General features: G+C 68.0%; 12 protein-coding genes and 2 pseudogenes. 7 read left to right on the forward strand and 7 right to left on the reverse strand.

The genetic code is table 11. The features are described 5' to 3' along the window. Window positions 1–552: 552 nt before the first annotated feature. From ACTWQF_RS30330 to ACTWQF_RS30345, 4 genes are all read right to left on the reverse strand, one after another. Entirely contained in the window at window positions 553–1,272 is a 720-nt protein-coding gene (locus tag ACTWQF_RS30330; RefSeq protein ID WP_030854040.1) for an SGNH/GDSL hydrolase family protein, read from the reverse strand. Further along, window positions 1,269–1,739: a cupin domain-containing protein gene (locus ACTWQF_RS30335; RefSeq protein ID WP_443282944.1), complete on the reverse strand. Its 471-nt coding sequence runs from the start codon at window positions 1,737–1,739 to the stop codon at window positions 1,269–1,271. The genes ACTWQF_RS30330 and ACTWQF_RS30335 overlap by 4 nt, the downstream gene beginning before the upstream one ends. Window positions 1,740–1,821: 82 nt before the next feature. Next, window positions 1,822–2,658: a helix-turn-helix domain-containing protein gene (locus tag ACTWQF_RS30340; protein WP_443283006.1), complete on the reverse strand. Its 837-nt coding sequence runs from the start codon at window positions 2,656–2,658 to the stop codon at window positions 1,822–1,824. Window positions 2,659–2,851: 193 nt separating this feature from the next. Beyond that, window positions 2,852–3,298, reverse strand: coding sequence for a Tn3 family transposase (locus ACTWQF_RS30345; protein WP_443282945.1), 447 nt, complete (start codon window positions 3,296–3,298; stop codon window positions 2,852–2,854). A 38-nt stretch (window positions 3,299–3,336) separates the two neighbouring features. Between ACTWQF_RS30345 and ACTWQF_RS30350 the strand changes: the two are divergent. Next, window positions 3,337–3,676: pseudogene (locus ACTWQF_RS30350) on the forward strand (transposase); the annotation flags it as partial. 529 nt (window positions 3,677–4,205) lie between these two features. After that, window positions 4,206–5,756 (forward strand): alkaline phosphatase D family protein, encoded by a 1,551-nt coding sequence (locus tag ACTWQF_RS30355; RefSeq protein WP_443282946.1) that lies wholly within the window; start codon window positions 4,206–4,208, stop codon window positions 5,754–5,756. 387 nt (window positions 5,757–6,143) lie between these two features. On the opposite strand, the gene ACTWQF_RS30360 is transcribed toward ACTWQF_RS30355, so the two are convergent. Beyond that, a protein-coding gene (locus ACTWQF_RS30360) for an IS5 family transposase (RefSeq protein WP_443283007.1) occupies window positions 6,144–6,952 on the reverse strand; the annotation gives its coding sequence in 2 pieces (ribosomal slippage) (window positions 6,144–6,595 and window positions 6,595–6,952; 810 coding nt in all). A 77-nt stretch (window positions 6,953–7,029) separates the two neighbouring features. On the opposite strand from ACTWQF_RS30360, the gene ACTWQF_RS30365 reads away from it, so the two are divergent. Both ACTWQF_RS30365 and ACTWQF_RS30370 read left to right on the forward strand, forming a co-directional pair. After that, window positions 7,030–7,587 carry a GNAT family N-acetyltransferase gene (locus ACTWQF_RS30365; RefSeq protein WP_443282947.1) on the forward strand — a complete coding sequence of 186 codons (558 nt, stop codon included), beginning with the start codon at window positions 7,030–7,032 and terminating at the stop codon, window positions 7,585–7,587. A 295-nt stretch (window positions 7,588–7,882) separates the two neighbouring features. Further along, complete coding sequence (locus ACTWQF_RS30370) at window positions 7,883–8,152, forward strand: hypothetical protein (protein ID WP_443282948.1); 270 nt, start codon at window positions 7,883–7,885, stop codon at window positions 8,150–8,152. Between the two features lie 128 nt (window positions 8,153–8,280). Here ACTWQF_RS30370 and ACTWQF_RS30375 read toward each other — a convergent pair whose 3' ends face one another. After that, window positions 8,281–8,496, reverse strand: a complete 216-nt coding sequence (locus ACTWQF_RS30375) for a hypothetical protein (protein ID WP_443283012.1) — start codon at window positions 8,494–8,496, stop codon at window positions 8,281–8,283. A 65-nt stretch (window positions 8,497–8,561) separates the two neighbouring features. Between ACTWQF_RS30375 and ACTWQF_RS30380 the strand changes: the two are divergent. The 3 genes and pseudogenes from ACTWQF_RS30380 to ACTWQF_RS30390 all read left to right on the forward strand — a co-directional run. Continuing rightward, window positions 8,562–8,758: pseudogene (locus ACTWQF_RS30380) on the forward strand (MerR family transcriptional regulator); the annotation flags it as partial. A gap of 928 nt (window positions 8,759–9,686) precedes the next feature. Further along, complete coding sequence (locus ACTWQF_RS30385) at window positions 9,687–10,319, forward strand: hypothetical protein (protein WP_443282949.1); 633 nt, start codon at window positions 9,687–9,689, stop codon at window positions 10,317–10,319. 12 nt (window positions 10,320–10,331) lie between these two features. Beyond that, window positions 10,332–11,396, forward strand: a complete 1,065-nt coding sequence (locus ACTWQF_RS30390) for a DUF4331 family protein (protein ID WP_443282950.1) — start codon at window positions 10,332–10,334, stop codon at window positions 11,394–11,396. Between the two features lie 695 nt (window positions 11,397–12,091). Here ACTWQF_RS30390 and ACTWQF_RS30395 read toward each other — a convergent pair. Beyond that, the gene (locus ACTWQF_RS30395) at window positions 12,092–14,158 is read right to left on the reverse strand and encodes an iron ABC transporter permease (RefSeq protein ID WP_443282951.1); all 2,067 of its coding nucleotides are present in this window, start codon (window positions 14,156–14,158) and stop codon (window positions 12,092–12,094) included. Window positions 14,159–14,160 lie beyond the last annotated feature (2 nt).

The following is a 14,160-nucleotide window of genomic DNA, read 5'->3' on the forward strand; positions in this document are numbered from 1 at the left end:
CCCTTCCGGCACTGCCGCAGTAGATGCGTACACCTCGCCCCGGCGGCTGGATTGGTCCGCCGGAGGTCGCGGTGATCGGCATTTACTGCGGCATCTCTCACCGCAGCCCTGAGCGTTACGCAGTGGTACACGCCACCTGGCCATAGTTATACGAGAACAGGGGCAGAACGGAAGGTGCCTGCCGGTACTCGGCAACGGCGGGACGGGGGCCGCAACCTGCGCCCGTAGCCAGCGCTTTTGTCCCGGGCCTCGGACGAGCAGCACACGGCGTCTTACCGATCGGCACCGAGCTGCTGCCCAAAGCCATCGACATCCAGCACGGGCAGTGCCTCCCGAACTGCCCGAGAAACGCTGCTCCTCGTCATCGACAGAGCCACCGGCTCGCCGAATGGGGTCGCGGTCGACGACAGCAGCCGCCACGGGACCGTGACCCAGGTGCCCTCGCGGTGGTCACGCAGCCAGACGAGCCGGATGGCGTAGGCGTTGACCGCCTGGATCGGATACCACCTCCGTGCGGTAGATGGCATCCGACTGGCCGGGCGCCGGAACCAGCTACGCGCTCTGGGTCAGCAGACCGGCGTCGATGACCTCAGCGATAAGGGTGGCGCCGCGGCTGTTCTGGTGGATGTGGTCGGTCGTGAGCACGAGACCTCGCCGCCGCGAGATCGTGTCGAGGCTGCGGCGCAGCACTGCGTGCTGGACGAGGACGCCGACGGCCGCTGCGGGCGTCACCTCCCGGTATGAAATCGGCGGCGGGTCCGCTTGGCGCAGTTCCTCGATCTGGCGTTCGTGGAGGGGAAGGTAGGCCACCTCGTTGGTGGCGGCGACCTCGGCGATCATCCGGCTGTACGCCTGCGATGCCTGTGCCGCTGCTCCGTCGAGTTGTTGGCCGAGTACCGGTAGCGACAGCAGACCAATCGTCGCGTCGGTCTCCGCTCGCAGCCGTGCGACGACGGCTCCCAGGCATTGTTGGAACCAGCCTGCCGACGGGCGATCGGGGAGCTGTTTGCGCTTCATGGCCTGCTCGACGGGGTAGCCGGCAAGGCTCGCTCGGGCGTCGTTGGTCCCGATCAACACGGTGATCACATCGGGTGGGTTCGTGACGACAGCATCGAGGCGCTGCAAGAGGTTGTAGGCGAAGTCGCCGTTGGCGCCGAAACGGGCAAGCTGCACGTCACCGGGAGGGTGGCGTCGTCCGAGAAGATCCAGGTAGTCGACGCTGAACTGCGCGCGGGTGAGGCTGTCGCCGAGGCACGCGATGCGTGTCGTCACGGCGCTTCCTCCGGGCTGGGCGTGCCGACGCGTTCGGTCGGGCGGGTGTCGGTCCGAGGACGGTGGTCGGTGCCGAGGGTCGCAGTGATGGCCAGGATGGACGTCGGCCCCTCCATGTCGACCACGTGCCATACCCCGGCCGGGTTGATGGTGGCCTCGCCCGGTCCGAGCAGAACGCGGTCGGGCAGCCCGTCCACGTCGCGGGTGACCGTCACGGACCCGGTGAGGCAAACGACCAGTTCGTCGCCTGCAGGGTGGCTCTCCCAATGGTCGCCGAGCCCGTCACCGTCGAAGATCATCACCATCCGGCCCTCGGCGCCGTCTGCCGCGACCGCGGCGCTGTAGGCCTGGAGCACCTCCGGGTCCCAGGTGAAACCCTCGACGGGTTTCGCTCTCGATCCCAGTCCGAGGTACACGGGGGTGGTCCGCAGGTCCATGGCATTGCGTTCGTGGTTGACCAGTCTCATGCCGACGATCGTCCACGACAGCGATTGGGCAGTCTTGAAGAAAAGGGAAGAGAAGCCGACGCGACGGGCAGACGGTTGGCGGCTACCCGGCTCCGAGGAGGACTTCGCTGCGACGCCAGGCCGTCGGCGATCGGCCCGTGAACTCGCGCCAGTCCCGAACGAGATGGGCCTGGTCGGCGTAGCCAGAGACGGTTGCCACATCGCCCCACGGGAGCGGGTCCTGCGCCGCCGCCAGTTCGTGCGCGTGCTCGAAGCGCAAGACTCGGGCGAAGGTCTTCGGCGACAGGCCCACCTCACCGCGAAACCGCTCGGTGAGGTACCGACGGCTCCAGCCGAGTTCCGCGGCGACCGCACCAACCTGGACGCAACCCCGCGCGGCGACGAGGCGGCGCCACGCCTCGGCTACCTCGGGGCGCACCCAGCGCACACGGTCGCCGCAGGCGCCACAGCCGACAGCTCGGAGGAGCAATTCGTCCAGTGCGGTGAACCGCGCCGCCCATGTTGTCGCCGATCGGAGCCGGTCGACCAGCTCGACGGCCAGCGCTCCGAGAAGCTCGTCAAGTGGGACCAGTCGGTGGGCGAGCTCGGCGGCGGGCATGCCGTAGATGGCCCGGGCCCCGAGCGGTGTCAGCGATACCTGAACACCTTGCTGGCGTCCGTCGTGGTGAATCGCGACGGACCGGCACATCAGACCGCCGGCCACGCTGCCGAATCGGGTGACCGGTGACCCGTCGTCAACGCCCGCCGCCACCTCCAAAGGATCTGACAGGCTGATCACCGCAGTGAGCGCGCGGCTCGGCGGGCCGCAGTGCACCCCCGTCGGGAGCCCGCGGAGGTCGAAGCCGACATACGAGTCGACGTACTCCCGCAAGACGGGCGCCGGACGTGCACCGATCCCGGTGGCCGTGTGGTCCTCCATTTTCGTCAGTGTACGAGCCGCCCAGCCCAGGAAGATCACCATCCAAGGACTGATCACCGCCGTTTGCTGCTGGTGACGCGGTTCTTACCGGCACCCCAGCACCAACGAGAAGCGGTGCCCACAACCATAAGGGGTGGCTTCGGGCGCCGCTTCGACTGCAAGCCCCGTGCTCACACGAGGAGGCTCGCGGTCGTCAAGCGGCCTGACCGAGTCCGGCGGCGGTCAGGTCCTGTTCGCGCAGCGGTGTGAAGTCGAAGTCGAGTTTCGGGTCGTACGCGTCGGGCTGGATGCCGAGTTCGTGGGTGCTGTACTCGCCGAACCGATTGATGTGCTCGGTCAGGTACGGCGAGATGTGCGCCAGGTCTTCCGGGTCGATCACCCATCCCTCCTCCAGCAGCTGGCGGACGATCTCCGCGATGTCCAGGGCGTTGTGGAAGATCACCGCGTTCGTGAGCAGCGCGTTGAACTTCATCGCCTTCTCCTGCTCGATGGGGTCGTTGTCGGCGATGACGCCACGGTTGCCGAAGCCGATCCACTGGGAGAACCGGTTGAACGACTCCACCTTGTTGGTTGCCGCCGTCACCCGCCGGCGCAGCGGCGCGTCGGAGAGGTAGCGCAACAGCTGGACGGTGCGGATCACGCGGCCGACCTCGCGGAAGGCCGCGTAGGTGGCGTTCCTTGCTCATCGCCACAGGCGACAATCCCGAACGGCTCCGCAGCGACGCTTCGTTGGCTTCGCTCCGCGGCGTCAGCCCGGTGGAAGCGTCCTCGGGGAAGACACAGCGCAAAAGGCTCAACCGAGGCGGTAATCGTCAAGCCAACTCGGCCCTCTACACCATCGTCCTTGCCCGTCTCCGCTGGGAGACACAGCAGCCGAAGCTATATCGAACGACGCATCGCCGAAGGCAAGACCCGACGCGAAGCCATCCGGTGCCTCAAACGCTACGTTGCCCGGGAGCTCTACACGATCACCATCCGAGCCCATGCCGTTCCCCATGACCAGGCCCTGGCCACTTGACAACCATAGAGGCATCAAGACCCCGGACAGCTACCTCGCTGGCCTCCACCTGAGCGCCTGACCTGGATCAAGGACGTCACCCGGACCATCCATCGATCACCACTCAGTACAGGCCCGCACACGCGGGGATGGTCCCTTCCCGTCTGACCCGGATCATGAATCGTGTCTGGCAGTCGAGGACTTCGAGCCCCCGAACGGCAGACAGCCACCACATGGCGGCAGTTTCTGCGCACGCAGGCATCGACCATGTTCCCTGTCGACTTCTGCTCTGGCCATTCCGAGGGCTTGGACGCTGACCGACGATCAGGCCGACCGCTCGCCGTCGACCTTTGCTACGCCCCGATGAGGCGCCCGCTCAAGGAGCGCGTGCTCCCGGGAATCGAACCCGTCGATGAACTCCCAGGATATGCGGCGAGCCACGTGTCGGATCCGAGTTCACCTCCAGGACGCCCGCGCTCCGCTGTCGCTGGCTAGCCTCCGGGCGAAGACGAAACGACAGGCCGCGAAGGCCGAGAACCGGGAGGCCACGATGCGGAGTCAATCGTCACGGAGATCGCTGCTGGCCGGTGCCCTCGGTGTGTCGGCCCTGCTGGCCGTCCCCAGCACGGCCCGCGGATCCGCGCGAGCCTCGGGGGCCTTCGGGGAGCCGTTCACTCTCGGCGTGGCCTCTGGCGACCCGCTGCCCGACAGCGTCGTGCTGTGGACCCGGCTCGCGCCCGACCCGCTGGATCCTGGTTCGATGCCGAACCAGGCGGTGCCTGTGGAGTGGGAGATCGCCCACGACGAGGCGTTCCGCCGGATCGCCGCCACGGGCACCGCGTGGGCGCAACCCGAGCTGGCGCACAGTGTGCACGTAGAGCCGCGCGGCCTGGGCCCGGACCGGTGGTACTTCTACCGGTTCCGCGCCCGCGGTCACATCAGCCCGGTGGGCCGCACCCGGACCGCGCCGGAACGCTCGGCCACGCGCCCGCTGCGGTTCGCCGCCACGAGCTGCCAGTCCTATGTCGACGGCTACTACACCGCCTATCGGCACCTCGCCGAGGAGGATGTGGACCTGGTGGCGTTCCTCGGCGACTGGATCTACGAGGACCCCGACTCGTGGTTCACCAGCGGCGTGATCCGGCCGCACGGCGACTTCGAGCCGATGACGCTGGAGCAGTACCGGCACCGTCACGCCACCTACCGCCTCGACGCGCACCTGCAACTCGCCTCCGCCCGCTTCCCGTTCCTGCCCACCTGGGACGACCACGACGTCGTCAACAACTGGGCGGGCATGACCGAGCCGGCGGGCCGCCCCAACCCGACGCCTGACTTCGCCGCCCGCCGCGCCGCCGCGTTCCAGGCGTACTACGAGCACCTCCCGGTTCGCCGCGCCCAGACACCAAAGGGCCCCGACGCCCTGATGTACCGGGGCCTGCACTGGGGCCGCACGGCCGACCTGCTCCTGCTCGACACCCGCCAGTACCGGGACGACCAGGCGTGCGGCGACTTCAACAAGCCGGTGTGCGAGGAGTGGGACGATCCCGACCGCACGATGCTCGGGCCCGAGCAGGAGCGCTGGCTCCTCGACCGGCTCGCCAGCTCCACCGCCACCTGGAAGGCGATCCCGCAGCAGGTGCCGATGGGCCAGTGGGAGCAGGACAACGACCCCGCGGTCCGGCGGCGTTCCATGGACACCTGGGACGGCTACCCGGCCGCCCGGCAGCGCATCCTGGAGTTCATCGCCGAGCGGGATATCCGCAACGTGGCGGTGCTCTCCGGCGACGTGCACTGGCACATGGCGCATGACCTCACTCTCGACATGGAGGACCCGGACTCCCGGCCCATCGCCGCCGACTTCGTGTGCACCTCGATCACCTCGGGCCGCAACGGCAGCGACGTCCCGACCAGCACGGTGCCGTCCAACCCACACCTGCGGTATTCCCTCAACCGCCGCGGCTACCTGCGCTGCGACCTCGACCAGCAGACCTGGCTCACCAGCTACCGCGTCGTCCCCTACGTCACAACCCCGGACGCCCCGCTCGAGACCCGCGCCCGCTTCGTGCTGGAGACCGGCCGCGCGGGCTTGCAATCGACCTGAGCCCGCAACTCCGGGCGGTGTGGGTGCAGAAAACCTCATCCGTAGGCCCTGACGAGGTCCGGGACGTGTGGGTTGGGGGGTTGGGGCGGGGTAGTGCTGACGTTGTTGCGGTTTTCCTGCTGAGGTTTCTGCGGTTTTGTCGCTGTCGGTTTGGTGCGGTGTTTAGGGGTTGGGTCTGTGGTTCCCCCCGGGGGGCCTGGGCTGGGTTGGTGCTGCCCGTGGTGCTGGGGGCCCGGTGACCGTTGCAGACATGTCCGGCAGTGTCCCTGCCGGGCGGCGGATTCCGGAGCGGCAGGGGCTTTTTCGTTCCGGGATCCGGTGTGTGCCGCCCCGGCCTCGTGTGAGAGGCGGCGTGGTAAGTGAGCGGGATCGCAGTAAGACGTCATCTCATTTGGCTAGTCTGCGGTAGCAGATGAGGGTGCAGGCGATGCCGACGAAGCCGAGAAAGTGCTCAGCTTGCGTTCGTAGCGGCGGTGCAGCCGTCGGCAGCCTGCCAAGCCAGGAGATGGTCCGTTCGACGACCCAGCGGTGGCGGCCCAGCCGTTGTGACGACTCGACGCCTTTGCGGGCGATGCGGTGGGTGATACCCCGGCCGCGGAGCCATCGGCGCAGGTGGTCGTACTCATAGCCCTTGTCCGCGTGCAGCTTCGCCAGCCGTCGGCGGCGCGGGCCGCGACGGGACCGGATGGGCGGGATGCCGCGCACGAGGGGTTCCAGTCCCTGGCTGTCATGCGCGTTCGCACCGGAGATACCCAAGGACAGTGGCAGTCCGTTCCGGTCCGTGACCAGGTGGATTTTCGATCCCAACTTGCCGCGGTCGGTCGGATTCGGTCCCGTCAAGGGCCCCCTTTTGCCGCCCTTACGCTAACGGAGTCGATCACGCATCGCGACCAGTCCAGCTCGCCGGTGGCCCCGAGCTCATCGAGGACGACACGGTGGAGCCGGGCCCAGACCCGGTCTCGACTCCACTGGGCGAAACGCCGGTAGACCGTCTGCCAGCACGGACCAAACACAGGAGGAAGCTGCCTCCAGGTGCAGCCCGACGTGGCGACGAACACGATCGCCGCCAGCGCCTCGCGGTCGCCTGCTCGGCGTCGGCCTCCACCCTGCGGACGCTTCACGTCCCTCGCCGGCACCACCTGCCTGAAGAGCACCCACAACTCGTCCGGCACCAACCGCTCAACCAGATCCGTCATGCACTGCTCAACGAGCATCAGCACCATAAGAAACGCTGTCCAAGGAACGGTGGATCAGGTGCGGGAAGGTTGCTTGTGTGGGTCTTGCCCAGCTTGTGATGCCGGCCGCCGCTCCGTCATTCGGGAACGTGCGCCTCCGAGCCTTTGAGCAACGCGATGTGGGGATGCTCATGGACCTGTCGACCGATGCATACGTGCCCAAGACCGGCTCGCTGCCTGGCAACGCCAGCCCCAAGGAGGCTCTCGCATACATCGAGCGGCAGATCAGCCATCTCCGCGCCGGGACTGGCTACTCCTTCTGCGTGGCGGACAAGGACACCGATGAGGCGCTCGGGACGGCCGGTCTGTACCTCGCCCCCATCGCCGCAGGCCGGGCTACAGCGGGATACTCCGTCGCGCCTCGCTCCCGGGGTCGCAAGGTCGCGGGTCACGCGCTCACCGCGCTGACACGGTTTGCCTGGTCCATACCGGAGCTCTATCGCATCGAGCTCTACATAGAGCCATGGAATATGGCTTCCGTGCGCACGGCTGAATACGCAGGGTTTGAGCGCGAGGGGCTGCTTCGAAGCCATCAGGAGATCGGCGGCAAGCGCGTGGACATGCTCGTGTATGCCGAGATCAGACCGACAACGTGACCGAATGACAAGTTGGCCCGGAGGCCCAGGACCTACTGGACAGGCAGGCACAGCGACGCCGTCTCCCGACGCTTTGGCGTACAGCGTGCCGTGCACGTTCCCGCGTACCGAGCCGTGCACGGTGAAACGAACGCTGACAACTGCCTAGCTCTCCCCCTTTCGACGGCGCCCGATCTTTCCCAGCAGGTCAATCGCGTCGGCCACGCCAGCCCACTGGGAAGAGGGAAGCGGACTTGGCGGCCATCCGCTCCGACGATCCCCTCACGGTGACGGCGGGAGGAAGTACGTTCTCCCCATGCCGCCGTTGAAAGAGGTGCTGCCGGCCCTCGATGTGCAGCAGCCCGCGGAGTCCGTCATCCACGCGGCCACGCCCTGGAGGGCCGATTCCGCTGCGACGGTGGTGAGCGGGAATGCGCCACCGTGCGGGCTGGCCTATCTCCTGGGGCGCGCCCGCGATGTGCTGGAGGTCTGGTCAGCATGGCGCGGTGGCGCCTCTCCCAGCGCGCAGGAGCGGTGCGAGGCGATCATTCACTATGCCGAGCATGACGCCTACCTGCCCGTATGAAGGGCGACTGACGCAGCCCGACCTGTGGCTGTGTCGCCTGGCGAGCAGCATGGCCTGGGCGAAGGAACGGGAAGTTGCAAGGGACTGCTCGGCCGTCCCGCTGGGGTCCCGGTTGTCGGTCGCTTCCCTCAGGGTGAGGCAGGCGGCGGCCAGGACGGTGGAGAGTGCGTCGTCGAGAACTTCGTCCGACTGTAGCGCCCGTCCTCACGGACCTGCTCCAGCAGCTCATAGAGCCGGTCGGGATCGTCCAGGCCGGTGTCGGTTACGCCCATGGCCGCCATCATCGGCGGCGGCAGCGAGTCGTCGGAGTCGTTGTCGAAGCCGAGGGCGGCATCCAGCACCACCGTCTCGGCCTCGGTCAGGGCGCAGCGCCGTTGGAAGGCTGTCCGGCGCTGGTGACGTTCGCGGTCGAGACCTCGTGGTGCCAGCCGACCGCACCCCCGCCGGCTGTCGCCGCTATGGTCCTGACGCCGTCGCCCGACTGACCCTGGTGCGGACGCTGCGCGAACTCGGACTCGGCCTCGCCGTGATTCGGCAGGTCGTGGGCGAGAGTTGACGCTCGGCGATGTTGCAGAGCAGCATGCAGCCGCGCAGGAAGTGCAGATCACCACCCCTGCGCGGCAGCCGCCGCAACAGATCGCCGAGGACCTGCTGTCGGGCCTGACCGGTCCGCCCGCGGAACTCGGGACCCCGGACGACATCGGCATGGCGGAAGGGTGCTTCAGCGCCAAGGTCTGGCAAGTGGGCATTCGCCCGGTTGCTGGTTGGCGCCGTGCACCAGGACAAGGAGCTGCCGGTCAGGGTGCAGATCGTGCTCAGCTGAAGCGTCGGCAACACTGGCCTGCTGCCCCCGACTGAGCCTCGCGGCAAGCAAGTTCGGGCGCGTTGACACGGGACTTCTGCCCCAACGCATTGCTTACCGGGTCCAACACGCAGACGCACGGGCTGTCCTCGATCTTCCAGATACCGACCGCGTGATCGCTGTTGCATCCCCGCCTCCCTTCGATGTGGCAGCGGTGAACTTCCCCACCACCATGTCGGTCAGATGACCGATGCTTCCTTGATCCACAGTCTTGACTATTACCCCCCACCAGTGCACTGTTTCCACGCAGCTCCAGTGCGGCGGCATGCGCACCGCCCGCCGCGCAACCAGCGGGCGCAACCGGCCACGCGGTGCGGCATTTTCGCCGCCTGGGGAGATCCACTGTGCGAGATGTAACTACCCTGCGCTTTTCCTTACCGTGATACAACGCCACACCCAGGGAATCACCGCCAGCAATCCGCCCCTGACTGCTGCCCGTTCGATCGCCAGAGGCAGCGAAGATGAGAACTGAGCTTTGGCTCAAGGCCAAGAGATGACCCGCGCCCTGATCTTTCTGACGGCGGTGCGCATGTCACATTGCCGCACGGCGTCGTCACTTCGCCCACACATGTTTCGGGCGATCCCCCTTGTCACCGATGATGTTCGCCGTCGGTACGGCCGCCGCTTTCCCTACGAGCCCAACGAGGAGTCAAAGTTGACGGGGAGCAGAAGATGACCGACATATTCAGCCCTAGTAAAAACACGGGCACTGGCGATAACGGTGCCGCGGGCATCACCACTCCGGCGGTGGGCAGGCGTAGCCTACTCGCGGCGATCACCGCCTCCCCTGTCCTTCTCGCTCTCGGCACGGCAACGGGCACCCCCGCCCACGCTGCCGGTCTGTCGGAACCCGGCCTCACCGAAACCGTCGGCACGGCTACGGCCAAGATCGTGCGCGGTGGCGTTCGGCGCTTCAACGCGCCACGGCTCACCCCCGGAGCTCGACTGCGGCTGCCCGAGGGCGTCAAGGCCGTTTCCGTCGAGGGCTACTTCGAAAATCGCCCTCGCGTGGCCCCGAAGGCGTATGCGTGGCCCAACATACCGGCCGCCGACGGCACGATGGTTGACGCATCGATCGTTCCCGAGCGCAACGCGGCGTCGCGCATGGCAATCCTGAGCGGGTTCAAGGAAGGCTGGTACGAGCTCATCCACCCGAACGGGAAGATCGATCGCGTCGAGTGGAACGCCCAAAAGCTGCCCTACTTGTGGTTCTGGGGCGAGTTCGGCGCCTTCGAAGACCTCCCGCTCATGGGCAGGTTCTACACCCTCGGCCTCGAGCCGTTCTCCCGTCCCCCGGTCAGTTAGAGGAGCCACAGAATGTCTCACCATCTTGACCAATCGAATCCGCAGCTGGATATCAGCGATGTCTACTGCTTCCGTGGCACCATGGGCACGGTGTTCGTCATGAATGTCTCCCCGATGCAGTTTCCGGCCTCGGGATTCGACCGGGAGGCGCTGTACGAGTTCAAGATCGACACCAACGGCGATTACCTTGAGGATGTTGCGTGGCGTGCCACGTTTCCGATCGACAGTGCTGGCGTGCAGCAGTTGAAGCTTGAGCAGCTCACCGGCAGCGCGGCCCGCGACCGCAACGCGACGGGCGAGGTCATTACGCCGGCCGGATCCAAGCCGGAGCAGATCATCACGTGCTCGAACGGGGTCAAGCTCTTCGCGGGCGAGCGCGGTGACGCATTCTTCAACGACGCGCGGCTGACCGTGGAGACAAAACGGGCGTTGAACATGCACACTGCGCCGAACTACAGCTGGTTCACTCCCGAGACGGCCCAGAACACCTTCAAAGACACGAACGTCAGCACCATCGTGCTGGAGGTGCCCAGCGCGATCACCGGGTCCGGCACGATCGGGTTCTGGGGCAACACGGCGGTCAAAGAGAACGGCGTGTGGCACCAGTTCCAGCACGCCGCAGGTCCGCTGGTCGGGTTCTTGTACGACTTCTCCGGCGGCTCCGCCGGCGCCGACTACAACGCCAGTCACCCCAAGGACCATCTGATGGGCAGGCCGAAGCGTCCTGGCGAGCCCGCGCAGCAGGGATTTTGGAAGCAGGTGGCCGACGACACGGCGGCGGTCGTCGAAGCCATGGGGACTTATGACGACGGGACGTATGGCAAAAACAGCGCGGCGGAGTACGGTGCGTACGTCGCCGACACCCTTTTGCCGGACGTCCTGCGCTACCGGGTGGGGACCAGCGCCGAGTGGGGTTCGCGCGTGCGGAACGGCAAGGGCCTCACGGAGTCCGCGCCGGAAGCCATTTACGAGCTGGTGCTGAACCGGCACCTCGAGATGGGGCTGGACCCTAGCGACGCCACCGGCAAGCTGCTCGACCAATTCCCGTACCTCAGCGAGCCGATCGCGACGGGATAAGAGACAGGTGCAAGGTCGGCGTCACCATGGCGGGCCGCCACAGCACGGGCGTAAGACTGGCCTGATCCAGGAGTAGGTAACCGAGCGTGTGGCTGCGGTGGCCGAGCGGGTCGGGTGAGGCATCGGTCCCGAGCAGGCCGCCAGACGAAGCCGGCCGGCTCCTGTGCTTGGGCTCGCTGAAGTACGGCAGGGCCCGAGTACCCGTACGGGACCTGACGGCCGGTTTCCTGGTGGACGTAGTACCGCCTCGATTCTCTGACTGGCCGTCAGGTCACGTCAGCGCAAATCCAGCACCCGGAAACCTCGACCGGATTCAACTATCCCGCAACACGCGGGGCTTCCACCGCAGCGTCGCAATTGTCGCCAGTCGTCGGATGCTCGGTATGCGACTCCGGTCCCCTGTGACACCTGGGATGCGCCTGCGGGGAAGTGCCAGCGTTCTGGCTGTCGAGCTGTGAGAAACCGGACGAGCTGTCGTGGCCGTCCGATCGACGCTTGCGCATGGGGACGCGCTGGTGCTGGAGCACACCGGCGAGATCGTCGTGCAGCAGAGGCCGTAGACGTGGACCGGTCCCAGCCGGTGCACGCCGACGAACCGGGCGTCGAAGCTGAGCAGCATGAACACGGTGATCCTGGTGAAGTTCACCGGGACACCGCCCGGGGCGCAGCCCCGGGAGACGGGTGGCGACTGTCTCCTACTGGCGGCTGCGGATGAGCAGATAGAGGAAGTACGGGGTGCCGATCACGGCGGTCATCAGGCCGGCGCCGAGCTGGGCCGGTGCGATCACGGTTCGGCCCACCAGGTCGGCGGCGCAGACGAGGGTGGCGCCGAGGAGCATCGCGACCGGAACCACTCGGGCGTGCTGCCTGCCCACGAGGGCACGGGCGGCGTGCGGTGCCATGAGTCCCACAAAGCCGATCGTGCCGGCGGCGGCAACAGCGGTGGCGGTGAGCAGGACACTCAGGGCGAGGAAGCCCAGGCGCCCGCGTTCCAGGTGCAGCCCGAGGAGCTTGGGGGTGTCCTCGTCGAGTGACACGAGGTCGAGTTCTGTGCGCCGTGTGACTGCGACGAGTACGCCGCCGGCGAGTACGGCCGCGAGGGGCATCACGTCGGGCAAGGTCCGGCCATAGGTGGAACCCGACAGCCAGGTGAGCGCCTTCGTCGCGTTGAACGGGTCGGTGAGGATGATGAGCAGGCTGATCACGGCAGTTGTCCCGGTGGCGACACCGAAGCCGACGAGGACGAGCCGGTTCTGCTGGAATCCGTCCCGCGCGGCGAGCCCGAAGACGAGAGCGGAACTGATCGCGGCACCCGCGAAAGCGCCGCCCGCCAGGCTCCACGATCCGGCCATGGGTACCGTCGTCACAAGGAGCACGGCGCCGAGCGCGGCGCCCCCGGAGACGCCCAGGGTGCCGGGTTCCGCGAGGGGGTTGCGGGTCACGGCCTGGACGAGTGTCCCGGCGAGGGCGAGTGCCGCGCCGGCAAGGAGGGCGGCGAGGACCCGGGGTACCCGGGTGTCGAGGGTGAAGGTGATGGCCTGGCCGGCTCTGCCCTGTGCCCAGTTCAGCACGTCGCCCAGCAGCAGCTTGGCGTCTCCCAGCAGGACGGAGGCGATGGCCACGCCGACGACTGCGGCCGTCAGCAGGGCTGTGGTGGTGAGGAAGACGGCCCGGCTCCTGATGTGCAGCCGTGCGGTCGCGGCCGTTCCGGAGGAGTCCCGGACCCGCGTTGCCATGACGATGAGGAAGGTGGCGCCGACCAGGCTGGTGACGACACCGGTCGGCACGGTGACGGCGACATCGGCGGGGACAACGGCGCGCAGCAGCACGTCCGAGCCGAGGACCAGCGCGGCACCGATGATTCCCGCGGTCGGAACGCTGCCGCGGGTGCGGGCGAGTGCGCGGAACCGGCGGGCGAGGGGGCGGACGAGGGCGGGGGCGCACAGGCCGACAAAGCCGATCGGCCCGGTCAGGGTGACGGCAGCGGCGGAGAGGAGAGCCGCGATCACGACCGCGGTGAGGCGGGTGGAGCGGACCGGGACACCGAGGCCGCGGGCGGCGTCGTCGCCGAGAGCCAGGGGGTCGACCCTGCGGGCGAGGAGCAGCAGCCCGGCCAGGCCCGCGACACCGATCGGGATCATCTGCAGCACGCCGTCGAACCCGTTCTGGGCGATGCTGCCCTGGTTCCACTCGTAGACGCCCTCGGTCTCTTGGGGAAACAGCAGCAGCAGTCCCTCGGTGACGGCGGTGAGGCCGAGGGTGAGGGCACTCCCGGCGAGAACGAGCCGGACGGTGCCGGCCCCCGGGCCGGACAGCCCGAGCACGACGGCCGCCGCCGCCAGGCCGCCGGCGAACGCGATGCCGGACGAGGCGAGCAGCGGAAGCGAGAGGCCGGTGGCGGTGGCCAGCCCCAGGGCCATGTAGGAGCCGGCGTTCACGGCGAGGGTGTCGGGCGATGCGAGGACGTTGCGGCACACCGCCGACAGGGCGGCGCCCGCTGCCCCGAGCACAGCGCCGACGAGCAGCCCGGCCGCCGCCCTCGGCAGCCGCGAGGCGATGACGACGGACGCGTCGGTCGAGTCGGCCCGGCCGGTCAGCGCCTTCCAGACCTCGGGGGCGCCCACCGCGGCCGTGCCCTGCGTGAGGTCGACGAGGGCGAGGACGGCGACCAGCAGGGCCAGAGCGGCCGTCACCGCGGCCGTGCCCGTCCGGGAGGTGGCCGCGGACGGACGCGTGTCGGGAGTTGTCGCGGTGACGGCCACGG

Source organism: Streptomyces sp. 8N114, from assembly GCF_052245835.1.
In the GTDB taxonomy this organism is placed as follows: Bacteria; Actinomycetota; Actinomycetes; order Streptomycetales; family Streptomycetaceae; genus Streptomyces.